Genomic DNA, 26479 nt, shown 5'->3' on the forward strand with positions numbered 1-26479 from the left:
GCCGCTGTGTCCCACCATTTTTGTCTACCCCACGATGGTGGCTAGCGGGCTGGGCCTACTTATGAGTCAGCGGCCACGCTGACAGCTTCACAGCAGCAAGCTAAACAGATCTCCCCAGATAAGAACGTGAACTTTCACTACACAACTGCATCATTTACTCTACCCGTTAGACCACATGGCTTTGGTATCCTTGGCTACCTCGCCTCCAGGCTAAGCCTTATATGATGTTTCTGTTCGTCAGCTCGTAGTTTTGCTAGCGGCTTCCTCCCCACAAGACCTCACGGTATTGCAGTTGCCATTCGCTAGTAGTTGGCATTTAATGAAGTCCATTAAACGGTGATCTTTCTACAGGGGACTTTCACCCCATTAGTTCACGCCCATGCTGGGCGTACCAAATGTATCAAATTGATGCCTACGCTACCGCTTCGGCACAATTTATACAGGCGTTCTGCGTAAAGACTATGAGTAAACAAATAGAAATCTCTCTAACCCAAGATGATGAAATTCTTCTCGAGAGATACATATCAGAGAGGTTTGATATCAGGGTTGCTAATAGGTTCTATCCTGCGTCTTGGGATAAGTCAGCTCTTTACAAGACAAATGATACAAACCATTGGCTAATAATTGATGCTCGTGCAGAAGAGATTCTGATTGAATCTGCAAACTTGATTGATACTGGACCTAGCAAGGATTTATGGCAAATGAGGAGCAAGTCCTATTCATGCATCGAATGGGAAAGGGATATGAGGCCAAATCCTCAGTTTCCTACTGGAAGGTTGTTCTTAGATACTAGTCCTGGTTCAATATGGAAAGATATTTCATCTATTTCGGGAGATGATGTTTCAAAGATTTATAACCGTGCGTGTAGGTGGCTCAAGAAAAACTGCAAACTTACGGGTAGGGTGTGGTCAAGCAACCACACAGAACAAGGGCCAACAATTGGCTCCAGCCGGCGTGGCCGGTGTTCGTAATGAATCTCTACTCAGTGATAGTGTCGAGCAGCTCTTCATTTGAGTTGAGTGTCATGGCATTATGCTACCTCAACTTTATCCAACTGAAAACATATCGATAACCTAGCCCTATTTTTTAACTGATGGATTTTGGGCTCAGGCTTTCACCATGTCCAAGGTATTCATCTTGGCATTAGACTACTATGTCGTCGACTGACTTCTGTTAAATCACCTCTGTCATTGCTAACCGAAGCGTTACTATATTCCACCAATTTTGTCTATCCCCGCGGTGGTGGCTAGCGGGTTGGACCTACTTATGAGTCAGCGGCCACGCTGACAGCCTCATAGCAGCAAGTTAAACATATCTCCTCAGATAAGAACGTGAACTTTTGTCATATAACTGCATCCTTGACTCTACCCGTTAGATCACCCGGTTTCAGTGCCCCTGGTCACCTCACCTCCAGACCAAGCCAAATAAGATGCTTCTGTTCATCAGCTCATAGCTTTACTAGCCGCTTCCTCCCCAGAAGACCTTGCTGTGTTTCAGTTGCCATTCGCTAGTAGTTAGCATTTAATGGAACCCATTAAATGGTGATCTTCCTACAGGGGAATTTTACCCGATTAGTTCACGTCCATGCTGGGCGTGCCAAATTTAGGCAAGCGGACAAATTACTACGCCTTCGATTCTGTAATTTGCCGTTGCAAGGGCGTAATGTGGGGCTAAGTCGAGGTCTTATTAAGAGATGTGGCGTAATTAACATTAGCTTATAGAATCACCCTGACACCCACTGAAGTGCTACGACAAATTTACTAGACACAATAAGTTGTTTTTATGCAGCCTTTTAATACTCAGTTTACCTTATCTAGAGATTACCTTGCCGAATGCTTTGATCAGTCTCTACCTTATGGGAAAAATATCAAGCCGAATTATCTTCTTCCTACATTATTATTATCTTCTGGTGTGGGATTACTGTTATTTACTGAGCAACCTAAGATCGCAAGTTGCACGTTAATTGCGTTGGGCGCGCTGGAGCTCATACATATTCGATTTCGACGAGCTTGGTGGTTAGCACGGCAGATGCTTGGGAAAAGTGCCGGTAGTGAAGTGAAATTAACTATAGACAAGGATGGAATCCAGACAAAAAATTCTTATACGGTAACAGCTCTGTTGTGGGCAGATATCGAGCGTACTATTGAAACTGATTTAGGGCTTATTTTGGTGACTAAATCTGGAGGGCAACAGTATTTATCTAAATCGTTATTACCTCCTGAATTAATTAATGAGATAGTTACCAAGATTAAGGGTTGATATTAGAGATCGCCCTCAAATTTGATTGTGCTGACCTCGTTTTGGAATTCAATGATTGGCAAGAAAACCACATCACTATCAAGTGTGAGAATACGCAAGGATTTCGGTTTTAAAATTCAGAATACGAGATTTCTGAGTCTGAGAGCTTTGATTCTTGTCACACCCTACATGATTCTGGGAGGATGAAAGAAGATCTTAAGCAGGGTGAAGCCTTGGAAGGTAAAAATTGGCTCCACTATAAATTAAACTTTAATACAGCTGGTGTAGTGGAGGTTCTATGCTCCAAACTTGCCAAAACTTAAATTGGGTAGCCGGTAGTTTATAGCTACCGGCCCCCACACCACCCATCGTGAGGATAGGCAATGAGCGTTTCCCTATCCGTAATGAATCTCTACCCAACGAAAGTACCGAACAGGTCTTCATTTGAGTTGAGTATCATTGCAGTGAGCTACTTCTTAGTCTGCAACAACCCCGACAACTTCACAGCAGAAAGCTAAACAGATCTCCCCAGATTGGAACGTAAATTTTCACTACACAACTGCATCATTGACCCTACCCGCTTGATCACCCGACTTCGGTGTCCTTAGCCACCTCGCCTCCAGGCTAAGCCTTAAAGGATGTTTCTGTTCGTCTTTGCTAGCGGCTTCCTCTCCACAAGACCTCACGGGGTTGCAGTTGCCATTCGTTAGTAGTTAGCATTTAATGGAACCTATTAAACGGTGATCTTCCGACAGGGGACTTTACCCCTATTCGTCCATGCCCATACTGGGCGTGCCAGGGCTAACCAGTATTGCCCCTTCGGGGCTGGAATTCGCTACGCTCGGCTGCTGTTGGCGGCATTATATTTTCTTCTCATCGGAGACAGGGAATGTCATCGAAAGAAATTTCCAACTATTATGACTCAACAGAACATAGTGATACTCGAGAAGATTTAATCTATGCTCTTAGCGAAGTAAAAGGAAGAAAGGTTGCTGTTGATTGTGGCTGTGGAGCAGGATCAGATATAGCTTATTTACGCGGTAAGGATTTCATAGTTCATGCCTTTGATATTGAGAATGAATCTATATCTAGATGTCGCAAACGATTTAAAGATGATGAGCAGGTTATTCTATCAATGGATAGTTTTAGCAGTTTCAATTATCCTGAGTCCTCACTAATAGTTGCTGATGCCAGTCTTTTCTTTTGTCCTGAAAAAGATTTTGAATCTGTTTGGTTGAAAATAACTAACTCTTTGACAAAAGGTGGAATTTTTTGCGGTTCATTCCTAGGGCCGAAAGACACAATGGCTGGGCCTGAGTATGATAAGGAAGCTTTCTGGAATGATACTCTAGTTATGAATGAATCGAAGATAAGAAAACACCTCAGTAACTTTGAGCTATTAAAGTGGACTGAACATGACCTTTCAGGAAAAACTACAGATGGTACACCGCATCATTGGCATATATTCTCCATCGTAGCGAGAAAAATCTAAATCGGGTAGCAAGTTGTTTCTAGCCACCAGCCCCCACACCACCCATCGCGCAGGTCCGCAACAGTCAGTTCTCTATCCATAACGAACCCCTACCCAACGATAGTCTCAAACAGCTCTTCTATTGAGTTGAGTGTCATGGCAGTGAGCTACTTCTGGGTACGCAGTTACGCTGACAACTGCACAGCGGCAAGCTAAGTAGATCTCCACAGATAAGAACGTGAACTTTCACTACACAACTGCATCATCTACCCTACCCGTTAGATCACATAACTTCGATATCCTTGGTACCTCGCTTGCAGACTAAGCTTTATGGTATATTTCTGTTCGTCAACTCGTAGTTTTGTTAGCGGCTTCCTCCCCAAAAGACCTCGCGGCGCTGCAGTTGCCATTCGCCAGTAGTTAGCATTTAACGGAAACCATTAAACGGTGATCTTCCTAAAGGGGACTTTCACCCCATTAGTTCATGCCCATGCTGGGCGTACCATGTACAAGCAGGTTACTTCGGGCCTTTGACCCTTAGCAGGACGAACGACGCTATGCTCCAGCCGTCCCTGTTGTAGTCGTTATAGGCAAGGATAGATATGGAAAGCAATAAGATATTTCTAACAATCAACAGAGTTAACTCAATACTCTTTCTACTATTATTGATTACTTCATTAATTGGGGCGTTTTTTATCTTTCAAGAGATAACGAAAAGTACAAGGAGAAATGCGGTAGAAATTGCTACTCCTGACAAAGAAACTAAAGAAGTAATCGAGCTTTCAGATGTAGAAACAATTCGAGACAAAGGAATCCAGTATATACGTGTCTATTCAAAGCGTGATGGCGTTTTAAAGTCTGGGGGGTATAGCCGAACCCTTCGAAACCTGCTTTTCTTAAGTCAAATCGGGGAGGAACCTATATGGTTACTTCCGAACAATAACTCTCAAATTATTGAACATCGCGTTCTTAAAACATATGATAGTCAAACAAATGAATCGACGTCCGACTACATATATGTGGAGATTATTCCTGAATCTGAAGGGATAAGTGCTTGTGTCAGCGCCACCGATGGAACAACCCTTGAGTGCCTTGATACTGGATTAAACAAAATCATCCAGTACGAGTATTTCTCAGATAAACAGACGCTGGGCTTGCTTGTTCAAGTGTCAAATGAACTTCGCTACAAAGTTTTTAACCTTGCCTCGAAGAATCTAGAGTCTGACAAATTTGTGATAAAGCTATAAATCGGGTAGTCGGTAGTTTCTAGCTACCGACCCTCACACCACTCATCGTGTAAGCCCGTAATGGACGCTTTCCTATCCGTAATGAATCTCTACCCAGCGATAGTATCGAGCAGCTCTTCATTTGAGTTAAGTGTCATGGCAATGCGCTACCTCAACTATACATCCGACTGGAAACATATCGGTAAGCTAGTTCTGCCTTATAACCCGTGAGTATAAGTCCAGACCTTCAATATGTCCAAGGTATTCAAATTGGTATTAGTCTATGACTTCTGTGGAATAACCCTGGTCATTACTTATCCAGACGCTGCTGTGTTGCGCCACTTTTGTCTATCCCCACCCAGGTTGGGCTTACTTATGAGGCAGCGACCACGCTGACAGCTTCAAGCTAATCAGATTTCCCCAGATAAGAACGTGAACTTTCACTACACAGCTACATCATTTACTCCACCCGTTAGATCACCCGGCTTCGGTGTCCTTGGCCACCTCGCATCCAGCCTAAGCCTTTTATGATGTTTCTGTTCCTCACCTCATAGTTTTGCTAGTGGCTTCCTTCCCAAAAGACTACACGGTATTGCAGTTGCCAATCGCTAGTAGTTAGAATTTAATAGAACCCATGAAATGGTAATCCTCGTACAGTGAACTTTCACCCCACTAGTCTACGCCCTTGCTGGGCGTACCAAGAAAAGGCAGAACGACGCTGAAGAGCCTGTGCGTCTGCTTTGGGCGTTAAGCATCAGCTCAAGTTATGAGTATCGAAATGGAAGCTAGAGAGTTCAAAGTAATAACAGGGATAGAACTCCCTGTATCTTTAATTGAACTCTACAAAGAAAAAGGGAAAGAAGGTTTTGGCCCTGAACATGGCATGCTCGGAATTATTACTGGCCACAAAAACGACTTAGATGATTCGATCTTGAGTCTATATCAGAGTTTATGTTCTGGAGACTCTGATGACCCCAACTGGATTTGGCCAACGGAACTAGTTCCATTTATTCATATTGGGTGTGCAATCCACTATTGCATAGATTCTACTTGCCAAAATAATAAAGTCATTGAATTCGATCCAACAGGTTATGATCCAGAGGTGGGCCCTAAAGGCCACTTCAAAGAGATTTGTCCGTCTTTTAAAGAATGGGTAGCAAGCAATGTGTAAATACTTAACAAACCGATCAACTTCGCGCCTACGTGGCCGGACAGCTAAAAACGTGGCTTCGCCACATTGCTGCCGCTATTGAGGCGTTAAGCGAAAAGATATGAGTACAGAAGAGGCAATGGAAAGGCTAGGGTATACGCAGGAATGGATCGATAGCGGTATCATCTCTGAGGAATTTCTAGCCTTGCAGTACCACGAGATAAATAATAGTGAGGACCAAAATGCAGAGCATTATAGGTGGGGTGGATTTCTCAACTATATTCGTGGAAAAAGCACACTATCAGACGATGAGGTAGAAAATATATTTTCGCTTGAAGATCGTGGTCCTGACGATATCGATCTTCATATAAATAGAGTAATTGAGCTGATTCAATCGGGTCTGCTAACCGATGAACAGTTTGTTAAAATTGCGCACCATAATGAGATTTTAGAAAAACCGATACAGAAGGTATATCAAAGGTTTGCATTGCGTCAAAAAATTCGTTCAATTGGTATTGAGCTAGCGTTTGATGAAGTAAAATCGTCAACAGATACTACAGTGCATGAGTATGTACTGGATCTTCCTGATGTTAAATTAGATCATGTCAGGTGGTTGGCGGAAAATGGCGCCAATAAGCGAGTACGTAATATTGCAAGGCAAATGGCCAATAGTCGTAGGTTCAGGGGTGACGCTTAAATTGGGTAGCCGGTAGTTTCTAGCTTCCGGCTACCACACCAGCCATCGTGCGAGTACGCGATGAGCGTTTACCTATCCGCAATGTATCCCCACCCAACGATAGAGCCGAGCAGCTCTTCATTTGAGTAGAGTGTCATGGCAACGCGCTACCTCAGCGTTATCCAACTGGACATATATCAGTAGCCTAGCATTTCCTTTAAACTTGTGGATTTAGGTTCAGGCCTTCCCTCTGTCCAAGGTATTAATCTTGGCATTAGGCTACTATGCCATCGGCTGACTTCTGTTTAATCATCTCGGTTATAAATAACCGAAACGCTGCCGTGCTCCACCCTTTTTCTCTATCCCTGCGATGGTGGCTAGCGAATTGGGCCTATTTATGAGTCAGCGACCAAGTTGACAGCAGCAAGCTCAATCGATCTCTCCAGATAAGAATGTGAACCTTCACTACCCAACTACACTATTGAATCTATCCATTAGATCACCCGGCTTCGATGTCCTTGGCCATCTCGCATCCAGGCTAAGCTTTGTATGATATTTCTGTACGTCAGCTCATAACTCTACTAGCGGCCTCCTCCCCACAAGGCCTCTCGGTGCTGCAGTTGCCATTCGCTAGTAGTTATCATTTAATGGAACACATTAAATGGTGATCTTCCTACAGGGGACTTTCACCCCATTAGCACACGCCTATGCTGGGTGTAGCAAGTTAATCAATGCTACCCGGATCTCTGCATTAGGTGCTCCGGTCCATTATTGAGACGTTCAGTGAAATAATGCAATACGCTCCATTACTCTTACTATTGCTGTCGGCTATATCAGAAAATGTTTATGCATGTATGAAAATTGCTCCCTCCATGCTGAAGGAGTATGAGGGTATGTCAATCTATGAATCGAATTTAGCGTCGAGTGATATTGCTTTTCGAGGGTACTTGATACAAGCCGAAACTACGGCACGAACAGCTCGAGAAAAGGGGGGTGTAAGAATCTATAAGTATCTCGTAATTGAGCCATTTAAAGGGAATATTAAAAAAAATGAGGTCGTAGAGGTATCACAGAATCGTACTTATTGTAGCTTTACCTATAGTATTGATAAGGAACATTTAGTTTATCTTACAAAAGATAAAAACGGACTATATCAATTTGGTATGGCTCACTCTGGCCCGTTATTTGATCAAATTCTAGATATGGAAAAAGAGGAAGATGTAGAGTTTTATCAAAAGATCGTAGAAGCCGGTAGAGGATCTGATTATGTGGTGCGATCATATTTTCCCAACGGGAAGCCAAGAATTTACACTTATAGTGTGGAAAAACAGCTGGACAAAGTACGTGTCGCATCAACATTTAAACCAGGTAGTCGGTAGTTTCTAGCCGCCGGCCCCCACACCACTCATTGTACGGGTCCGATTTGAGCGGTGCGCTATCCGTAATGAATCTCTGTTCAACGCAAGTGTCGAGCAGCTCTTCATTTTTCTGTTTAATTACTTTGCCAATCACTGACCGAAGCGCTACTTTGTTCTACTACCTCTTTCCTTCCCTGAGACGGTAAATAGCGTATTGAGCCTACTTATGAGTCAACGGCTACACGGACAGCTTCACAGCAGTAAGCTAAACAGATCTCGCTAGATAAAAACGTGAACTTTCACTACATAGCTGCATCATTGACACTACCCGTTAGATCACCCGGCTTCGCTGTCCTTGACCACCTCGTATCCAGGCTAAGCCTTTTATAATCTTTCTGTACGTCAGCTCATGGCTTTACTAGCGGCTTCATCCCCACAAAACCTCACGGTGTTACAGTTGCCATTCGCTAGTAGTTAGCATTTAATGGACCCCATTCGGCGGTGATCTTCCTAAAGGGGACTTTCACCTCATTACTTCGCTCCCATACTGGGCGTACCAAGTTTAGGCAGCCGACGCCTACGGCGCAGATGCTAAAAGCGTTAAGGCTATAGACTAAGTATCGAGCATGTGAGGAAATCATCAATGAGGGGCTGAGCTCATTTACACCCATACTACTTGGCTGTGGATCAGGAGCATTTGGCCTTGTAATGATTATCTCTGCACCACCAACTGATAAAGTAATCGGCTTCTATGTCTTCGCCAGTGCTTGTTTAAGCATTTCATTTGCCTGCATGTTTACTGGTAGAGTTCGTCAATTTTTCGGTAGCTTCATTGGTCTTGGATTGTATTCTGTACTGTCGTCCGCTGTTGCGGACACAATAACCACGGATAGATTCTTTTGAGTATTAGATATCTTGCAGAAACAAAAGACTACAAAGTCTATTCCATCTTCGAGTCTGTGTATTTAAAAAATAAGTCTACTTGTAGAAATCTAGTCGAGCATGAAGAAGAGGATCAATGTATAGCTTGGATCTACGGCGATCCAGATTCAGCTGTAATATCATGCGATGGAAGTTTCATTGTAGTAGCAGGATGTGGAATAACAATATTTTACATCGAAACTAACCAAGCAACTGAGCTATTTAACGAGCCTGATGACATTACTTGGACTGAGGGTATATACCAGAGCTCTGAAGATGATTGTAAATATGTCCGATTTAATGCACTTACCAAAAAAGATAACTTAAAAATACATCGCTTAGACACCCAAAAAGGTAGTCTGGAGGTGTTAAGCTGATGGCTATAAATCAGGTAGGCCCTAGTTTTTAGCTACCGGCCTCACACCACCCATCGTGCTGGTCCGCAATGGGCCGTGCCCTATCCCTGATGAATCTCTACTCAACAACAATATCGTGCAGCACTTCATTTGAGCTGAGTATCATGACAGTGCATTACCTCAACTTTATCCGGCTGGCAACATATTGGCAGGCTAGTCCTATCTTTTAACGCGTGGATTTTGGGTTCAGGACTTCACCATATCTAAGGTATTAGTCCTGGCATTAAGCTACTATGCCGCCGGCTGACTTATGTTTAACCACCTTTGTCATTACGACCGAGTCGCTGCTAAATTTTATATCCTTTGCGATAGTGGCTCGCGAGCTGGGCCTACTTATGAGTTAGCGGCTACGCGGACGGCTTCACAGCAGTAAGCTCATCAGACCTCCCCCGAGAAAAGCATGAACTTCCACTACCCAACTGCATCATGACTCTACCTATTAGCTCACAAGGCTTCGGTGACCTACCCACCTCGCCTACAGGCGAAGCCTCATAGGATATTTCTGTTCCTCAGTTCATAGCTTTACTAGCGGCTTCATCCCCACAAGATCTCACGGTGTTACAGTTGCCATTCGCTAGCAGTTATCATTTAATGGCGCCCATTAAATGGTGATTTTCCTACAGTGGACTTTTACCCCATTAGTTCATATCCAAGCTGGGTGTACTAAGTAAATCCATGTGACTCCTACCGTGGCACCTGATTTAGGCGTTATATTCCAGGAGAGATATGTTAATCCGAGGTAATGTAACCAACATGAGGGAGCATACTACAAAGAATTTTTTATCCATTTTGGGCTGATGGAATCGGCATCGTGTTTTGATATCTATTAGTGATGAGGATGAGCACCTTGATGTCCCCAAGAATGGAAGTATTAAACGTTTGGCTTGCTTCCGTGCTATCTGTCATGAAGGGAGCAACCGCACATAACATCAATCAGATTTCAGGTCAAAATCACATCTCAGTATGTGGCGAAGTTCTAAATATACTGTAAGAAGGCGAACTTAAAATAGCTGTCAAATCGCTGCCATCACCAATAATGGCCAAGTTTGAAATGATGTACAGGTGAAGGCTGGTTAGATTATTAAATTCAGCAGTGAGCTGCAGCTGCATGCACAATATAATAATTTCAAGCACGGTCGCCCACAATCGGGCTGGACTCGTCGCTGCGCTCCTCGCCCGTGTTACGGGCATCAGGCCCTTGGTATTAATCAAGGGGCCAGGCCGACAAGCTTAGATACGGCGACGGAGCTACACAAAAGGCTAACCCCATTCTCATATGAACGTACATGGAGGAATAATGAGATTAACGTATTTCTTTGACACGGCTCAGGAAGCAGAGTCATTCTTTCTTAGCCTGGTGCCACTATACTGCGGTGAGACTACCACTATTGATGTGACACTTGATGAGTTTAGTTTAGGGCTCAGTGAATTGAGTGAGATCTGCACCATGTGCTCCTGGCACTGCGACAAAGGCGGCATCTATGCATTTCTGGATTTTGAAGGTGACGCCTTCAAGATTGCTGATCAGATAAAAGCCACGATTGATAAAATACTTGAGCCTATGGACCTGCGTTATCGCGACTGCCAAGTGGAGAGGTCCTTAAGCGCCTTCGCTGAGGACGAAGAGCCTGACCATCTGAGACTAACCTGGCCAGAAAGCTGGGAACAGGCCCCAAATTTGGGCGAGGGCTGTACGTTCAATTACAATATTTATGCGCTTTTGCCGGCTGAAAATAAGCTGTATACGGGTAAGTGTCTATCTGAACAGCAACAAGCTAACCTAGTTAAGCACTGGTTAGATTACGGTGGTCTCACTGTCGAAGAACTCACTATGTACTATTGGTCAGACGGGGCCGATGGTAACTACACTCCAAGTTCACTCGAAAACATTTTGACTGCTATTTACGGGAACGGTCTACAGAAGTGCGGCTATATCAGTATTGCGTCAAAAAAGGGGCAGTACGTGAAGCGCTTGATCCAGGACCTATTGTTACCAAATGTAGAACTTTTCGATATTTCAGATAGTGGTTATGAAGGCGCTGGTAACGAGATCAAGATTGTCAGTGATAGCGGCGTGCATCTGCAGTTCAATCTGAGGCGAGAGCTATCGGTGGAAGAACGGCAGGCTATTATGAAGCGCTACCAACAGAGTGATCTTTACAAGTTTATCAATACCGCTTTTTCCCGTCTGTTTGACATAGAGCCTGCCTTGGTGTTAGAAGATGATAACAATGCAAACGTTGAGTTTGAACATGCCGATCAACTCGAAGGGCACCTGGTAGCGCTATCAAACGCACTCAAAGGCGGTGGCTATAATATCTCAGCGATTAAGGTTAACAAAGCCCTGGTTAATCTTGGCATCCTTAGAGAGATGAAGGTACGAGGAGTTAAGACCCCTAAGAAGTCCTTCACTGAAGAACATTCTCCATTTGGTGAAAATATCCCTAAGTCTCATCGCAAGAATGATATTGAGGCACGGTATTATCCAGGAACTTTCAGAGCGCTGATGTACCAATTGGGAGAAGCTCCTTCTCTTACTGAGCGGTGATCGCACCACGCAAGAACTGTCCCACCAAAGATCTCTGGCATTAAAAATGAGATGAACTCCAGGATATTAAATACCGAAAAATGAATGGGTCGAACACTGCTTTGTAAACGAGTGCAATGCCCAAATCGGGTATCCGGTAGTTTCTAGCTACCGGCACCCACACCACTTATCATGCGGGCCCGTAATGGGAAGTTTCCTGCCCACAATGAATCTCTACCCAATGATTGTCTCGAGTAGCGCTTCAATTGAGTTAAATGTCATAGTATTGCGCTACCTCAACTTTATCCGACTGGCAATATATTGGTAGGCTAGCCCTGTCTTTTAACCCGTAGATTTTGGGTGCAGGGCCTCCCCCTGCCCAAGGTATTCATCTTGGTATTAGGCTACTATGCCGTCGGCTCAATTCTGTTTAATCTTCTAGGTCATTACTGACCGAGGCGCTACAGTGTCCTTGGGCACCTAGCCTCCGAGTTCAGCCTTATAGGGTGTTTCTGCTTATCAGCTCGTGGCCCTACCCGCGGTTTGCTCTCAACAAGACCTCACTGTATTGCAGTTGCCATTCGCTAGTAGTTAGCATTTAATGGCGCCCATTAAATGGTGATCCTCCTACAGGGGACTTTCACCCCATTAGTTCACGCCGATGCTGGAAGCTTCGCCCCTTTGGGGCTGGACAATCACTCTACGCTCCAGCTACCAGTGATAAAATCGTTATATGGAAGTATATATGTTGAAGAAATTATCGGTACTATTGAGTTCTATTCTTTATATATCTTGTACGAATAATATCCCATATACCCCAATCGCGAAGGATAACTACGGGGATGATACTCCAGGCTACAAAGAGAAAGACTTAGGGGGCGGTCGCTACGATATTGAAGTTTGGGGGTACGAAAATACTAAAGAAGAATTGTATGTATATTATCTGCATAGGCGATCCCAAGAGCTCTGTAAATCTGGATATACATATATACCCAAAGATATAGAGTTGGTTATGGTTTCTAGTGGCCGGCAACCCAAAGTGAATTCAGGTAGATTGTGGAGTATACAGTGTGTAAATCCATAACGGCCACATGAATCGGGTAGTCGGTAGTTTCTAGCAACTGGCCCCCATACCACCCATCATGGGAGACTGCAATGGGCAACTCCCAATCCGTAATGAATATATCACATAAAGATATCAACTAAATACACTGAGGGTTAACTACAGTAGGTTAAACAGATCTGCCCAGATAGGAGCGTGAACTTTCACTACTCGACTGCATCACTAACTCTTTCCACTAGATCACTCGGCTGGGTGTCCTTGGCCACCTCGCCTCCATGCTAAGTCTTATAAACTACTTCTGTTCATCTTTGCTAGCGGCCTCCTCCCCACAAGACCTCACGGTATTGCAGTTGCCATTCGCTGGTAGTTAGCATTTAATGGCGCCCATTAAACGGTGATTTTCCTATAGGGGACTTTCACCCCACTAGTCTACGCGCTTACTGGGCGTACTAATACCGTCAAAATTGCCCTACGGGCTGGACCCCGGTGCTAACGTACCTCCGCCCGTTATCCTAGGCGTTATAAAAACCATCAAAAATAGGAGATTTAAATGGCTGAAGCATGGGGAACCGTAGTAATAAAAGGTGATGATTCTATAGTTGATCTTATTAAGGCTGACGATGAAAGTATCGAGTGGGCCTCAATGGAAAGTCTATTCTTGGCTTTAGGGTTGGGACAATTGAAAGGTAGTCATTATAAGCTTGAGTACTGCAAGGGCAATTCATTTTATCATGAGGGGATCCAGCGTGGTAATGGAATTGCTTCTATATCCATATTTGGTGATGAGTGGATGCCCGTTGTAGATGTCTTAGCTAAAAACGCACGTGGAATAGAGATCTACGCGAGAATCAGGGATGAATATGGCACGTCAGCCTATTACATACTAACAAAAGAGGAACAGCGGTTTAATTCTTCCTTGGACTACGAATGTGGTGTTGAAGAAAGCGAAGAGGCAGAGTTCGAGAAACAATGGAGTTCTTTGGTACCTTCTGAAATAAAATCGACATATTTTTCATAGCGGTGCAGTTTTACAAGTCGGTAGCCAGTAGTTTCTAGCTACCGCCCCATACCATCCATCGTACGGGTCCGCAATGGGTGGCTCCCTATCTGTAATGAATCTCTACCCAGCGATAGTGCCAAGCAGATATTCACTTGAGTTGAGTTGAGTGTCATGACAGTGCGCCACCTCAACTTTATCCGGATGGGAAACATGTCGGTAGGCTAGCCCTATCTTTTAACTCGTGGATTTTGGGTTCAGGCCCTCAACCTGTCCAAGGTATTAAGCTACTATGCCGTAGGCTGGCTTCTGTTTAATCAGCTTAGTCAATTACTAACCGCGGCACTGATATGTCCCAACACTTTTGTCTATCCCCACGATGGTGGCTAGCGGGTTGGGCCCGGTTATGAGTCAGCGGCCATGCTTACAGTTTCACAGTAGCAATCTAAACGGGCCTCCCCAGATAAGAACGTGAACTTTCACTACACAACCGCATCATTTACCCTACTCGTTAGATCAAATAGTTTCGCTGCCCTTGGCTACCTCGCCTCCAGGCTAAACCTTATAAGATGTTTCCGTTTGTCAGCTCGTAGTTTTGCTAGCGGCTTCCTCCCCACAAGACCTCACGGTACTGCAGTTGTCATTCGCTAGTAGTTAGCATTTAATGGCGCCCATTAAATGGTGATTTTCCTATAAGGGACTTCCACCCATTAGTCCGCGTCCATGCTGTACCAATCGCTCCCCTTGATCGCTGGTACAGCCAAAAGGCTGCGCTTATCTGCCAGCCCTTGTACAGGGCATGATATCTCAGGAGGTTGAAGAGTTGTGATTATTAGGGATATGGTGTTAGTAATACCCTTTCTCGGGCTAGCTGGGTGTGCTTCAACCGAGTTGAAAAAATCATTTAAACCAGTAAAAAAACATATGAAACTATACAATTTAATCCTGTATTTGGAGAGGTGACCAGTAAACACCCAGAATATTTAAAGGCCCAGAAAGAGTGTGAAAATACTGTTTATGATGATGGGGTCAAAATTAATGATATATTAGTATATGATCGCTCAAAGCTAAACGGAATATCCACTAAACACATGTCTGAATATATTAAAAATAGATCATCTCGAGGTTTAGGCATTAATGGATCATTTAATTTGGCCAGTGCGGCTTTATCTATTCCAATTAAAAGTGATACCCCCTCTTATCAGTCTAAGGGTAACCCCAAAACATATGAAGATTATACGAAAGAATATATGACTCTGGAGAAGCCGACTGAGATTAAGGCTATTAATAGCCTTCAGGATAAATATATTGAATGTATGCAAGAAGAGAAAAATTTTGAGCCTTTGAAGTTTATAGTAAAGAATGCTGAAACAGGCGAGATAATAAGGGTACACAAAGTCAAGAAATAGACTATATCGAGTAGTTGGCAGCCTTAAGCTGCCAACCATTTTGCGGGTCCGCAATGAACAGTCCCCTATCAGTAATGAACCACTACCTATCGATAGTATCGAGCAGCACTTCACTCAAGTTGAGTGTCATGGCAGTACGACTGCCCCAACTATATCCAACTGGCAACTTATCGGTAGGCTAACGTCTGTTTATTCACCTTGGCGATAACTGACCGAGGCGCAGCTGTGCTCCTCCATTCTTTCTATCTCCACGTTGGTGGCTATCGGGTGGTGCCTAATTATGAGTCTGCGACCATGCTGACAACCTCCCCCAGCAAGACAAATAAATCTCCTCCGATAAGAACCTTGACTTTCACTACACAACCGCATCATTGACTCTACCCGTTAGATCACCCAGCTTCGATGTCCTTAACCACTTTGCTTCCAGGCTAAGTCTTTTAGGATGTATCTGTTCGTCTGCTCGTAGCTTTACTAGCCGCTTCCTCCACACAAAACTTCGAGGTGTTGGTGTTGCAGTTGCCATTAGTTAGTAGTTAGCATTTAATAGCGCCCATTGATTGGTGATTTTCCTATCGGGGATTTTCACCCCATTAGTTCACGCCCGTGCTGGGCATACCGAGCGTAGGCAAGCCGACGAAATTGGCGCTGCGCTTCAGCCTTACTCGTGCTAAAAGCGTTAGGTGTACGCATGGATATTACGATTGATGGGCCAACTTTCTACGACCAAGAAGATGAAAATATTTTCTTTTCCTGTATCTATGAGCTTCCTGACTACAAACAAGTACGAGGCCATGGAATGGAACTCACTATCAGCTTTAACCAATCACCTTCAGATGAAGCCATAATTAAATTATTGGTAATTTGTAGGCGCTGGCATATTAGTGCAAATGTACTTGAACGCTTTAAACGTAAAACAAATTTAGAGTGCTACCTGTGGAAGAATGAAATCCCACGGTCAAGCACCTAACAAATAAAGGCTGTGCGCCTTATGGATAGGACGTGCTAACGTGCAGTGCTGCTTTGGGTATTATGTGTAGTGGCGAGAAAAAATGAAAACCTTTGCATTAAGCTTGATTATTATTGGTAGCGTCATTGGTCTTTCTAACTGGGCATCAGGGCTAAGTGCTTTGATAAAGAAAGGTAGTACATCATTTTCCCCATATATAGGCGGTATAATTTGCTTGGGTGGAGTATATTTACATCCAACATTTCACTTGTCGGATTATTGGTGGCTTGCTTTAATCGTAGACTTTACATTGCTTCCATTAATATTAGTGTTAGCTTGTCAAGCTGCTAGAAATAGAGGAAGTCGTGAAAAAAAATAAATTGGGAGCAAGTAGTTTCTAGCTACCGGCCCCCACACCACCCATCGAGCGAGTCCGCAATGGACGGCTCCCTATTCGTAATGAATCTCTACCAGACAACATTATTGTCCAGCACTTCATCTGAGCTGAGTGTCACGAAAGTACGCTACCTCAAATTTATCCAAACTGGAAATATATCGGTAGGCTAGCCTAATCTTTTAACTCGTAGATTTAGGTTCAGGCCTTAACTCTGCCAAAGATATTAATCTTGCATTTGACCATTATGCAGCCTGCTGGCTTCTGTATAATCACCTAGCCATTACAGACCGAGGCGCAGCTGTGTTCCACCACTTTCATCTATCCCGAGATCGTGGCTAGCGGGTTAGGCCTACTTATGAGCTGACAGCCTCACAACAGTAAGTTACACAGCCCCCCCAGATAAGGACGTGAATTGTCACCACACTACTGTATTATTTACTCTACACGTTAGATCACTCCGCGTCGGTATTCTTGGCTATCTCGCCTCCAGACTAAGCCGTATAGGATATTTCTATTCGTCAGCTCGTAGTTTTGCTAGCAGCTTCCTCGCCCACAAAACCTCACGGTGCTGCGGTTGCCATTCGCTAGTAGTTAGCATTTAATGGACCCCATTCAACGGTGATTTTCTTACAAGGGACTTTCGCCCTGTTAGCTTACGTCTATACTGGGCGTACCAAGTGGCGGCAATGCTAAGTCCATCACGGTTGGACTCAGCATTGTGTGCCTCGCCATTGCGCCAGGCGTTAAGCACACGCAAGATTAGGAACCCTCTCCATTTTATCGCGGCTTCTGAACTCGATAATTGATAGGGGAAAGAATAATGGATGATTTAAGAAGCAGGGCTGCGAGAAGATCCAAGACCAAAGCTAAGCCCCATAAGAATAGTGCTAGAACTAAAAAGCCGTGGATTTCGGAGAAAAACTGGAAGTTGATGTATACACGCTCTGAAAAGCTTCGTAGAGCTAAGCAATTAGGGATCGAGTACCCCAGGCGAACTATGCTTCAAATCCTAAATACTGAGCCTCCTGAGAAAGATTTAGATATGCGAAATCTCCTATTCATATGTAGCCGGAATCAGTGGCGTAGTCCTACAGCTGAAGCCATTTGGAGAAAACACCCTGATTTCAACGCTAAATCTGCGGGTACCAGCCCGCGGGCTAAAAAAACAGTCAGATCAGCGGATATTCGCTGGGCTGATGTGATATTTGTTATGGAACAAAAGCATAAAAATAGGCTAATAGCAGAATTCTCTAGAATGCTGGATCATAAGCCAGTTCATGTCTTAGATATTCCAGATGAATACAAATACATGGACCCAGAGTTAGTTCAAGAATTAGAATCGGTTGTTAGGGCGTACTTAGAGAGTTAGTGTCCAGGTTCAGCCCTTACAAAATTTAGGTAAGCTGAAAAACTACTACACCTGCGGTTCCGCAGTTCCCCTCTGCTAAAAACGGTAGGCGTGTAATATCGACAACCTCTTTGAGACATAATAATGAAGAAACTCAAAAACGAAAAAGAGTTAGTGAAAAAGGCTATAGCACTCGGTACTGCATATGGCACCAAGCGAGGAGTTGTCGAGTTCGAAGCTACCGATTCAGCTCACGAGAAACTCGAATATATTTACCGTCTTTTAGTTCACGATAAAATAATTCAACCGCTTCCAGAAGACAAGATATCACAGAAGGCAATCATGCATAGGTTGGCAATTTGGGCTTCAAAGTACTGAGCGCTCTAATAGGATTTTCAACTAAATCGGGTAGTCACTAGTGTCTAGCGAACCGCCCGATTCATACCGCCATCAGACAAGATACTTTGCCCATTGATGTATCGGGCTTCATGTGAAGCAAGAAAGACACAGGTCTGCCCGATTTCTTCGAACGTGGCAGTGCGCTGTGCGGGTATGGAACTGCGGGCAAACTCCGACAGGTTTACGTTTTCACAGAAGCCCGGCATTAAATTATTCATGCGAATATTGTATCTTGCATAACGATCACCATAGAGCTTGGCAAAACTGTGTAAAGCGCCACGCAGCATGCTCATCGGATAAGGCGCTCTCGGCTCAACCGTGTTCATTGAAGAAATATTGACAAATGCCCCTCCTCCCTGCTTGATATAAATCGGCGTGACTATACGGGCAAGCTTGACGACATTGAGCACGTACATATCGAGGCTCTCATGCCAGAGATCGTCGCTTAGCTCAAGCAGGGGGCCGTTGAAATCAGGATCGAACCCTACTGTTTTAATTTCTTCCGGCACCCCGCCACCATGGCCCATATTGCTAACGATGGCGTCAATACGGCCATAGGTTTGCATCGTATCGTCGACCATTGCCTGCAGATCTGCGGTTTCGAGAACCGAACCCTGCCGCCCTATGCCACCTAATTCCTTGGCCAGTTCAACACTGCGGTTGGAAGGGGACATCAACGAGACCTTGTAACCCGCCTTAGCCATTTCGCGGGCGCAGCCGGCACCAATTCCCTGACCAGTTCCGGTCATAATAGCAACTTTTGTTTCGGACATTACGCTATCCTCTAGTGCAAATAATTCATGGGTGGAGATCAATATACGATCTTTAAAAGTGGCAACAAAAGGATATAATTACATGTACTTATGAGTTTAATTCATACCAAAACACGATCTTTACCATCTTTGGCCGGCTTGCGTGGGTTTGAGGCTGCGGCAAGGCATATGAGTTTTACCGATGCTGCGAAGGAGTTGAGCGTTACGCAAACGGCGATCAGTCACCAAGTGAGAAATTTGGAGTCGAGACTGGGTGTAAAACTGTTCCATCGAGCGGGGAAGTCGATTTCATTGACCGATGCTGGGAAAAAGCTGTTATCCGAAGCCAGTGAATGTTTTGATCGACTCGAAAATGCGCTCCACCTCATCAAAGCCGAGAGTCAATCTCCGGTGGTAACCGTGAGCGTAACCCCCAGTTTTGCCAGCAAATGGTTAATACAGCGGTTAGGTAACTTCTGGAGAGCCTACCCTGATATACAGTTGAATGTTCACCATACCCTGGCTCTCGCCAATTTCACTAACGATGGCGTCGATATTTCCATTCGAGCTGGTGACGGAAACTGGCAAGGTTCAGTGACCAGGCTTTCGTTGCCGCTCGATTTAAGCCCGATTTGCCACCCTTCGCTGCTTAACGGCAAAAATCCTTTGAAAGTGCCATCCGACCTCAAGTATCAAACCTTGCTGCATGAAGATAATTTTGACGATTGGGCATCGTGGCTCAAAGCAGCCGGGGTCGACGATGTCGATCCGCGATCAGGTAGCGTCATGAATGATGGTAACTCTCTCGCAATTGCAGTCGAAAACTGCCAGGGCGTTGCACTGGGCCGAATATCTCTAATCGAGGATGACTTAAAATCTGGAAGAATCGTAAAACCATTTGATATAAGCATTGATTCCAACTTCTCTTATTATCTTGTCTGCCCATACGAAAAACTTGATAACCTTGGAGTACAGGCTTTTCGTAACTTTATACTCAGCGAGGTAAATCAAGCTGTTCAACGCAAGTCCGGAGAGAGATAAGGTATCGCTTAACAACAATCAATTAGCTGGACACGGCAAAGCCTCGCCGATAATCCTAAGCGTTAATAGTCTTATGGAAACAATCCATCTACAAGTAAAATATTTTCAGGAAATATTGATCCAGCGGTCTCGTAGCTAATTGATACAAGGAGTTCCGAAAATAATAATGTTCAAAATCCGCAAAAGTAAAAAGTTACGGTCACGTAGCTTGATTAGGCACCAGAGTCAGCACTACATGTTTTGCTAGGTGCTAACAATGCTAAATACATACATTATATACACAAGTGTAAAATGCCGAACGGAGAACACATGAATAAAGTAAGAGATACAGGTGATATTGAAGGTAGAAAATTTAGCAAATCAGAAATCAAAAGACTGGAAATAGAGCTCTAACAATACCCCACCCTAAAGATATCAACAAAGCGATCTTTCGCAATCTAAATATATTGATAATCACTTACCAAAAAAAATAATAAAATTCAAAATAGAGCACCCCAAGCTTTAACACTTGTTATTACTTAGCTTTGATTTAATAACTACATCATCAGTATTTAGAGAGTCACATATGAGCTCATGATAACCACGGGGCAGCAATGTTTAGATGAGATATTATTGCGATTATACCGTCTACAACACTAACCTATGTCCAACTTTATTGGCAACCCAGGACAACACCGTTAAAACAGGAAAACAGGAAAACAGGAAAACAAATAAATCATCAGCCTTGGAAGGGTAACAAGAGAAGGGGAAGTATGAAGTGGCTTAAGATAAGCCACTTCTATTACAAAAGGCTAATATCTACTAAAGCGGTAACGGCATAGGTTTTTCATTCACCTTAAGCTCACTATCTTTCAGGCTGACATTTGAGATGTAGCCGTCATTGGTAGACACTAACAAACCTTGCTGTTCAAGGGACGCTAATATGGTCGGCACCTGTTGAGCAGCGATTTGCTCCAGTTGCTCTTCACTCATACCTTGAGTTTGAGGGTTATTTTTCAATTGAGCTTTCATCACTTGTACGGCAATAAATTCAATCACAGCTTTATCGCCACTTAGCTCTCCGTCAACTAAGGTGTGTGACAGCCAAAAAGCCGGATCTAGTGGTTGCTCCGGTAACGCACTGATGCCAACTAAGCTAGTATGAAGGTTACTATTAAAGCTGCCTTGTGGGAAAGTACCGCGTAAGCTGGTAATGTTCAGTTGAGGCTCGCCAGCCACTAAAGATAGCAAGTTTTCGCTCATAAACTCCATTGTCTTAGTAGTTGCTTCTTCCGTAGGTAGTTTATTGAGTGAAACGGCAAAGTCCTGATAAGACTTCAAAAATTCCTGACTGATATTGGTGACCTCAAGCTCAAGGGCCAGATCTTCACCGTGGAATTCAGCTATATCGACCTTTTTAGTTCCATAGGCAACTTGCATATTCCCCAGCTGATTTTCTGGGTTGAGTTCAGTACTGGCCTTTATATATAAATCAGCAATGTCAATATTTTCGTTTTGCTCTCTATCATTTAACTTTACGGCACCAAAGTTAATTGTTGTATCAGAATCATAAAACGTACTTTCAAACATTGCTTCAAGGGAGGAAGGCATGGTCATATCCATAGTCAACCTTTCAACCTTAAAATCCCTTAGCTCGGAAGTAACGGTAAGGCTATCGGCACTCCCCTGGTAAGTTAGTTGCTCATCCTGATATTGCCCACGACCCTGAAAACCACTAAAAGTTAACTGAGTTTTTTGATCCTCAACATCAGTAGTAAATGGTGTAATGCTATCGTTATAGTAATAACTACCTAAGGCCTTCATATTGCCATGGACCTGGTAAAAAGGAGCCTCCTCAGCCCAAACCAAATGTTCACGCAATTGATCACCGGCGACTTCTAGCGTCCAGCCAAGCCATCCGAAACCGGCATGTTCACCGAAGCGAAAGGGGCCGTGGGAAGCACTGAAATCCACTTCTACAGAAAAAGATTCAAGTTCAGAGGTAACTGGTATATCCGCGAAAGCATTGACATCCATGCTGACCAAAAAGGTGGCCTGGGTTGAAAACCAGGATGAATCCATGTTTTTTACTTCAACCGTGTATGCCGAATTTTTATTCGCAGTAGCGAGTATTTCATCAATGGATGACTCGAGCTGAGCACCTACTATTTTAGGCCCAACAATACCGGTAAGCACTGCTGCCGGAAGCAATACACTTAATACTTTTTTCATTAAGATAAATCCAAACTACAAATATGATGATGGGAAATAAGTCTATTATTTGCTATTATTATCTCATACTTACAGTTAGCTGTAAGTGAATATGTAAAATATTTATCCTTTTCACTCTAAACTACAAAACGGGCGTCCCACAACAACAATATGTGAAGCGGACTCTATGAAACCCACCACATTAACTATCTTGACTGGCGCCCGTGATGGCAAAGGGGGAGGTTTCCCTCACCGACAATGCGAACGCCTTGCTCAACTGTAATTGGCACAAATTCTTATGCTCTTTAAAGGATCGTGTAAATGTAACCGTTGACGATTTGAGGTTCAGTTTACTGGGCCACTCGAAGGTTTAAATCCACGCGTATGCGATTGTAATTATTGTCAAGCTAACCCATCACGCATTATTAGTGATCCAAATATGTTAGTAATTTTCATTGGAGATGGAATTTCAACTAGACAAAATTGGGATCAGCTCGCTAATTTCTATCATTGTAAAAGTTGTAATCAACTGTTAGCCGTAGGCTGCGATATAAATAGTCAGCTTCGCGGAGCGGTAAATCTCAACATATTGAACGACATGAATGAAATTGGCAAACCTGTTCAAGTGAAGCCAAGACTATTAAGTGCCGAAGAAAAACTAGAACGCTGGGGCAAGTTGTGGGGCTCCCTCAGTGGGCTTTAAAGGCATAATAAGATACAGCAATAGGTCCTGTTGATCACAGAGGCCGCCAAAATATCGCCTCAACCGAAGTGATCTTGAACTTTCAGGATATTAACACTAATACCGCCTAACCCAACTTTGTTCGCCCGGGTAAATAACCATAGCGCGTAATAGAGGGTTTACCAACCTTGGTTTTCAATGAGTGGTGTAGGTCAAGCAATTCAATTTGCTCAACCTGAATAACTTGCGCCTTCTTTAGCGTTATCCTTAATCAAGTCAAATGAGATCGTTTTCCACAGTGACACGACACTACCATCATTCATGGAAAAGCATTCCTCTTGATTGTTAATTGGGCCAGATCAATCAGTGCACCGCATCACAGTCTTTCTATCTCAAACACCAGAAAAGTTACATCTAATTAGCTTCTGAAATTTCTCTTTGAGATTGAGAGACATTGTTGAGGTCTTCTCCTATAGAAAGGTTAAGGCGAGTCAGTTTTGCATTCAGAGTTACCACAACCGCTAAAACGACCAATAGGACAGTAGCTGGTAAAGCAGTGCTGAGCGCTTGCCCAGCCAACAGGTGCGATCCCGCAGCTCCGATCAAAGCGATGGAGAAACCTGCATATCCCCACTGTTTAAGTGTTTCAAACTTTGGCTGAAGGATTACAATCGCGCCGATCAAATAGGCGGTACCTAAGATTTTCAACAAATATAGGGGGTAGCCTAGTTCATTCGCTGCCTGAACGAGGTCCTCTTGCCCAGATAGTTTGGACATGCCCGATGCCGCCATAAGCACTGCGAACAAAGAAGAGGCCACATAAAAAATGACTGCTTGTTTTCTCATGAAGGGAATCCTGTTTCATTGAATAACATGCACAGATTAGGTGTTCCCTTATTGCAGTTATATAGACAAAAAGGCAAACTGGTATTGCATGAATGCAACGTCAGGTTTGTGATATGGATTGGAACGATTTGAAGGTCATTATCGCGCTTGCAGAGAAAGGAACCTTAAAGGCGGCTTCTAGGCAGTTGAATGTTAATTCGACCACTGTGTGGAGGCGGATCCAGCAGCTTGAAAGTGAGCTTTCAACGCAGCTATTTATTGTTAGTCGTCGCGGCTACCAACTGACTGAGGCGGGGCGAACTGTTTTGGATAGTGCCAAGCGAATGGAGTCATTGGCCGATGGCATCCTCATTCAAAGTTCTCTGCAACATGACAAAGTTCAAGGTTTAATTCGTGTTACCGCACCCTCAACAATGGCAACGACCACTTTGCCCGAGTGGGTTAGTGAATTCCGGAGGTCATTCCCCGACGTTGAGTTTGAGATCCTTGAAAGTGAGCAGGCTCTGGATATCGAGCATCGCGATGCGGACATTGCCATTAGGGCAAGTCATACAGCACCGGAAAACCTTATTGCGCGTAAAATGAGAGATGTAAATTTAAGCATCTATGCCTCTGAAGACTTTTTGAAGGCTAGTGGGTATAACGCTCCTTTCAAGTTGTCCGAAATTGAACGCCTAACAGCTATTGACTACGTGCACTTAGATAACCCAGCAGTGCATTGGTATCAGAAACGAATTAAACACAATGCTAAATCCATATATTGTAATTCTATCACTACAGCATTGAACGCTGCGCTTAATGATCAAGGGATAGCATTGTTACCAACTGATGATTCATACGATCTAGTTGAACTCTATCAACTGGACGCTAAGTACAACTCATCTTTGTGGATTCTTGCTAATAAGGATCTGAGAAACACAGCACGTATCAAGGCTTTTTGGGACTTCTTAATTACTAAAATGGAAAATTATAAAGTTCAATGATTTGCATGTTCCTATGCATGGAACTATCAGGGGGAGCTAAAATTCTATGTATTACGAAATGTTACAACACCAAAGGTTCCTCTATCTCTTCTTCATTTTCTTGTCATCTTATTTTTCTGCCTAAAGTCCAAACCTGACTATGCAATTTACAGTTAATAGGTTTCTGATAAGTCCCCGTTTATGCGGGCCTTGATAGGCTGACTATCAAACAAAATGTTACAAATCAAAGGCTTAGGTTACCATTGAATATTGGCTTTAATTTCCCGCTAACAAAAAGGAGTTCAGTATCAGAATCAGGCAAGAACAACCATACAAAGCCAAGCACGATCGCAAGAACAAGTATTTGTTGGACCACCACCATTTTGCAGCCATGCTCCATATTGATTGGCGCTTGCTGTACAAGTAAAAATTTGGAATTTTCAAGCAATGTCAGGAATTATAGAATTAGAGCGTCTTTTGAGCGAAATGAATCCCGAACTTATTGAAGATGAATTTGTATTTTGCACTGTTTCAGGCTCATTAGCTCAATATATTGAATGGAACCCACTTGCGAGCTTCAATGAAAAAGAAGGATTAACACTTGTCTTAACAAAAGATATCGCAAGCCGAGAGGGCTTGCAGTTTAAAAATACTTACAAGCAAATAACTTTAACCGTACATTCTAGTTTAGAGGCTGTTGGATTAACAGCCGCTGTTTCTAACAAACTAGCTTCGAAGGGTATTAGCGCAAATGTAATTGCAGCATACTTCCATGACCATATTTTTGTACAATCAGAAAAAGCAAGGAAAGCGTTGATTGCATTGAAAGAAGTCGGCAAAAACGGTTTATAAGTGCTCCAACAAGGGCATATACTGGCTGACTACTACGCTGCGTGTCAGATTTTGACCACCTCGTATATTCCTATTAAGCAAGTGTTAAGATTTTAGGGTTGAGAAAGTATGGCAAAGGAAATTGAGCGGAAGTTCTTAGTAGATGAAAAGTCTATTGCTTCTTTTACAGGAGGAAAGAGAATCAAACAAGCCTATGTGAGTACGGAGTCCAAAGCTGTAGTTAGAGTTCGTGTAATTGGAGATCGTGCATACCTAACATTGAAAGGTGAAAGTAAAGGAATTACACGGACTGAGTTTGAGTATCCAATACCCTTTGAAGACGCAAATGAAATGATTGCGGAGCTATGTGATGGTCCCCTCATAGATAAAACGAGGTTCATAGTAGAGCACGAAAAACACACTTGGGAAATAGATATCTTTCATGGAGATAATGACGGCTTGATTGTTGCTGAGGTCGAGATGCAAAGTGAATCTGAGAGTGTGGTGTTGCCGGAGTGGATTGATAAAGAGGTTACTGGAGATCCAAAATATTATAATTCCAACTTACTAGATTTTCCATTTAAAGATTGGGATAAATCATAACTAGAACGTGCGCAACATTGACACATAATT

At 43.5% G+C, this 26479-nt stretch carries 23 protein-coding genes; 20 read left to right on the plus strand and 3 right to left on the minus strand.

From position 1 onward, the window contains the following. Positions 1-395: 395 nt before the first annotated feature. The 15 genes from ACJJI5_RS19135 to ACJJI5_RS19205 all read left to right on the plus strand — a co-directional run bounded on the left by ACJJI5_RS19135 (position 396) and on the right by ACJJI5_RS19205 (position 18521). A complete protein-coding gene (locus ACJJI5_RS19135) occupies positions 396-971 on the plus strand; it encodes a hypothetical protein (RefSeq protein ID WP_445354966.1) in 576 nt (191 codons plus the stop codon). Positions 972-1782: 811 nt separating this feature from the next. Continuing rightward, the gene (locus ACJJI5_RS19140; protein ID WP_413664620.1) at positions 1783-2259 is read left to right on the plus strand and encodes a YcxB family protein; all 477 of its coding nucleotides are present in this window, start codon (positions 1783-1785) and stop codon (positions 2257-2259) included. A gap of 868 nt (positions 2260-3127) precedes the next feature. Next, entirely contained in the window at positions 3128-3730 is a 603-nt protein-coding gene (locus tag ACJJI5_RS19145) for a class I SAM-dependent methyltransferase (protein ID WP_445354967.1), read from the plus strand. A 581-nt stretch (positions 3731-4311) separates the two neighbouring features. Beyond that, positions 4312-4956, plus strand: a complete 645-nt coding sequence (locus ACJJI5_RS19150; protein WP_445354968.1) for a hypothetical protein — start codon at positions 4312-4314, stop codon at positions 4954-4956. 757 nt (positions 4957-5713) lie between these two features. Further along, positions 5714-6106: an SMI1/KNR4 family protein gene (locus ACJJI5_RS19155; RefSeq protein WP_413664617.1), complete on the plus strand. Its 393-nt coding sequence runs from the start codon at positions 5714-5716 to the stop codon at positions 6104-6106. Positions 6107-6206: 100 nt separating this feature from the next. Beyond that, positions 6207-6782, plus strand: coding sequence for a hypothetical protein (locus ACJJI5_RS19160; RefSeq protein WP_413664616.1), 576 nt, complete (start codon positions 6207-6209; stop codon positions 6780-6782). 872 nt (positions 6783-7654) lie between these two features. Further along, entirely contained in the window at positions 7655-8140 is a 486-nt protein-coding gene (locus tag ACJJI5_RS19165) for a hypothetical protein (RefSeq protein WP_445354969.1), read from the plus strand. An 878-nt stretch (positions 8141-9018) separates the two neighbouring features. Then, the gene (locus ACJJI5_RS19170) at positions 9019-9417 is read left to right on the plus strand and encodes a hypothetical protein (RefSeq protein WP_413664614.1); all 399 of its coding nucleotides are present in this window, start codon (positions 9019-9021) and stop codon (positions 9415-9417) included. A gap of 1336 nt (positions 9418-10753) precedes the next feature. After that, entirely contained in the window at positions 10754-12004 is a 1251-nt protein-coding gene (locus tag ACJJI5_RS19175; RefSeq protein WP_413664613.1) for a hypothetical protein, read from the plus strand. A 1592-nt stretch (positions 12005-13596) separates the two neighbouring features. Continuing rightward, positions 13597-14064 (plus strand): hypothetical protein, encoded by a 468-nt coding sequence (locus ACJJI5_RS19180; RefSeq protein WP_444912230.1) that lies wholly within the window; start codon positions 13597-13599, stop codon positions 14062-14064. A 938-nt stretch (positions 14065-15002) separates the two neighbouring features. After that, on the plus strand, positions 15003-15452 hold the full coding sequence (locus tag ACJJI5_RS19185) for a hypothetical protein (RefSeq protein WP_445354970.1): 450 nt from the start codon (positions 15003-15005) through the stop codon (positions 15450-15452). 688 nt (positions 15453-16140) lie between these two features. Beyond that, positions 16141-16419: a hypothetical protein gene (locus ACJJI5_RS19190; protein ID WP_444912228.1), complete on the plus strand. Its 279-nt coding sequence runs from the start codon at positions 16141-16143 to the stop codon at positions 16417-16419. 82 nt (positions 16420-16501) lie between these two features. Further along, positions 16502-16777: a hypothetical protein gene (locus ACJJI5_RS19195; RefSeq protein WP_444912227.1), complete on the plus strand. Its 276-nt coding sequence runs from the start codon at positions 16502-16504 to the stop codon at positions 16775-16777. A gap of 838 nt (positions 16778-17615) precedes the next feature. Next, the gene (locus tag ACJJI5_RS19200) at positions 17616-18164 is read left to right on the plus strand and encodes a low molecular weight protein tyrosine phosphatase family protein (RefSeq protein WP_445354971.1); all 549 of its coding nucleotides are present in this window, start codon (positions 17616-17618) and stop codon (positions 18162-18164) included. Positions 18165-18287: 123 nt separating this feature from the next. Beyond that, positions 18288-18521 (plus strand): DUF5062 family protein, encoded by a 234-nt coding sequence (locus tag ACJJI5_RS19205; protein ID WP_444912225.1) that lies wholly within the window; start codon positions 18288-18290, stop codon positions 18519-18521. Between the two features lie 44 nt (positions 18522-18565). On the opposite strand, the gene ACJJI5_RS19210 is transcribed toward ACJJI5_RS19205, so the two are convergent. Further along, on the minus strand, positions 18566-19315 hold the full coding sequence (locus ACJJI5_RS19210; RefSeq protein WP_445354972.1) for an SDR family oxidoreductase: 750 nt from the start codon (positions 19313-19315) through the stop codon (positions 18566-18568). 90 nt (positions 19316-19405) lie between these two features. Here ACJJI5_RS19210 and gcvA point away from each other — a divergent pair, with 90 nt between their 5' ends. Then, the gene (gcvA, locus tag ACJJI5_RS19215) at positions 19406-20335 is read left to right on the plus strand and encodes a transcriptional regulator GcvA (protein WP_445354973.1); all 930 of its coding nucleotides are present in this window, start codon (positions 19406-19408) and stop codon (positions 20333-20335) included. A gap of 801 nt (positions 20336-21136) precedes the next feature. Here the strand turns inward: gcvA and ACJJI5_RS19220 are convergent. Further along, a complete protein-coding gene (locus ACJJI5_RS19220) occupies positions 21137-22546 on the minus strand; it encodes a YdgA family protein (RefSeq protein WP_444895010.1) in 1410 nt (469 codons plus the stop codon). 418 nt (positions 22547-22964) lie between these two features. On the opposite strand from ACJJI5_RS19220, the gene ACJJI5_RS19225 reads away from it, so the two are divergent. Then, a complete protein-coding gene (locus ACJJI5_RS19225) occupies positions 22965-23228 on the plus strand; it encodes a hypothetical protein (RefSeq protein ID WP_444895011.1) in 264 nt (87 codons plus the stop codon). Positions 23229-23621: 393 nt separating this feature from the next. Here the strand turns inward: ACJJI5_RS19225 and ACJJI5_RS19230 are convergent, their stop codons facing one another. Next, positions 23622-24053 (minus strand): DoxX family protein, encoded by a 432-nt coding sequence (locus ACJJI5_RS19230; RefSeq protein WP_444895012.1) that lies wholly within the window; start codon positions 24051-24053, stop codon positions 23622-23624. A 113-nt stretch (positions 24054-24166) separates the two neighbouring features. Between ACJJI5_RS19230 and ACJJI5_RS19235 the strand changes: the two genes are divergently transcribed. From ACJJI5_RS19235 to ACJJI5_RS19245, 3 genes are all read left to right on the plus strand, one after another. Further along, positions 24167-25036: a LysR family transcriptional regulator gene (locus ACJJI5_RS19235; RefSeq protein WP_444895013.1), complete on the plus strand. Its 870-nt coding sequence runs from the start codon at positions 24167-24169 to the stop codon at positions 25034-25036. A 426-nt stretch (positions 25037-25462) separates the two neighbouring features. After that, a complete protein-coding gene (locus tag ACJJI5_RS19240) occupies positions 25463-25867 on the plus strand; it encodes an ACT domain-containing protein (RefSeq protein ID WP_444895014.1) in 405 nt (134 codons plus the stop codon). Between the two features lie 108 nt (positions 25868-25975). After that, positions 25976-26449 (plus strand): CYTH domain-containing protein, encoded by a 474-nt coding sequence (locus tag ACJJI5_RS19245; protein ID WP_444895015.1) that lies wholly within the window; start codon positions 25976-25978, stop codon positions 26447-26449. Positions 26450-26479 lie beyond the last annotated feature (30 nt).

It is taken from the genome of Microbulbifer maximicatervae (SeqCode) (assembly GCF_052467955.1).

What these genes read in the sequence shown, in the direction of transcription:
- ACJJI5_RS19135 (WP_445354966.1), top strand. Translation starts at nt 396, where the DNA reads ATGTATCAAATTGATGCCTACGCTACCGCTTCGGCACAATTTATACAG.
- ACJJI5_RS19140 (WP_413664620.1), top strand. Translation starts at nt 1,783, where the DNA reads ATGCAGCCTTTTAATACTCAGTTTACCTTATCTAGAGATTACCTTGCC.
- ACJJI5_RS19145 (WP_445354967.1), top strand. Translation starts at nt 3,128, where the DNA reads ATGTCATCGAAAGAAATTTCCAACTATTATGACTCAACAGAACATAGT.
- ACJJI5_RS19150 (WP_445354968.1), top strand. Translation starts at nt 4,312, where the DNA reads ATGGAAAGCAATAAGATATTTCTAACAATCAACAGAGTTAACTCAATA.
- ACJJI5_RS19155 (WP_413664617.1), top strand. Translation starts at nt 5,714, where the DNA reads ATGGAAGCTAGAGAGTTCAAAGTAATAACAGGGATAGAACTCCCTGTA.
- ACJJI5_RS19160 (WP_413664616.1), top strand. Translation starts at nt 6,207, where the DNA reads ATGAGTACAGAAGAGGCAATGGAAAGGCTAGGGTATACGCAGGAATGG.
- ACJJI5_RS19165 (WP_445354969.1), top strand. Translation starts at nt 7,655, where the DNA reads ATGTCAATCTATGAATCGAATTTAGCGTCGAGTGATATTGCTTTTCGA.
- ACJJI5_RS19175 (WP_413664613.1), top strand. Translation starts at nt 10,754, where the DNA reads ATGAGATTAACGTATTTCTTTGACACGGCTCAGGAAGCAGAGTCATTC.
- ACJJI5_RS19180 (WP_444912230.1), top strand. Translation starts at nt 13,597, where the DNA reads ATGGCTGAAGCATGGGGAACCGTAGTAATAAAAGGTGATGATTCTATA.
- ACJJI5_RS19190 (WP_444912228.1), top strand. Translation starts at nt 16,141, where the DNA reads ATGGATATTACGATTGATGGGCCAACTTTCTACGACCAAGAAGATGAA.
- ACJJI5_RS19195 (WP_444912227.1), top strand. Translation starts at nt 16,502, where the DNA reads ATGAAAACCTTTGCATTAAGCTTGATTATTATTGGTAGCGTCATTGGT.
- ACJJI5_RS19200 (WP_445354971.1), top strand. Translation starts at nt 17,616, where the DNA reads ATGGATGATTTAAGAAGCAGGGCTGCGAGAAGATCCAAGACCAAAGCT.
- ACJJI5_RS19205 (WP_444912225.1), top strand. Translation starts at nt 18,288, where the DNA reads ATGAAGAAACTCAAAAACGAAAAAGAGTTAGTGAAAAAGGCTATAGCA.
- ACJJI5_RS19210 (WP_445354972.1), bottom strand. Translation starts at nt 19,315, where the DNA reads ATGTCCGAAACAAAAGTTGCTATTATGACCGGAACTGGTCAGGGAATT.
- gcvA (WP_445354973.1), top strand. Translation starts at nt 19,406, where the DNA reads ATGAGTTTAATTCATACCAAAACACGATCTTTACCATCTTTGGCCGGC.
- ACJJI5_RS19220 (WP_444895010.1), bottom strand. Translation starts at nt 22,546, where the DNA reads ATGAAAAAAGTATTAAGTGTATTGCTTCCGGCAGCAGTGCTTACCGGT.
- ACJJI5_RS19225 (WP_444895011.1), top strand. Translation starts at nt 22,965, where the DNA reads ATGTTAGTAATTTTCATTGGAGATGGAATTTCAACTAGACAAAATTGG.
- ACJJI5_RS19230 (WP_444895012.1), bottom strand. Translation starts at nt 24,053, where the DNA reads ATGAGAAAACAAGCAGTCATTTTTTATGTGGCCTCTTCTTTGTTCGCA.
- ACJJI5_RS19235 (WP_444895013.1), top strand. Translation starts at nt 24,167, where the DNA reads ATGGATTGGAACGATTTGAAGGTCATTATCGCGCTTGCAGAGAAAGGA.
- ACJJI5_RS19240 (WP_444895014.1), top strand. Translation starts at nt 25,463, where the DNA reads ATGTCAGGAATTATAGAATTAGAGCGTCTTTTGAGCGAAATGAATCCC.
- ACJJI5_RS19245 (WP_444895015.1), top strand. Translation starts at nt 25,976, where the DNA reads ATGGCAAAGGAAATTGAGCGGAAGTTCTTAGTAGATGAAAAGTCTATT.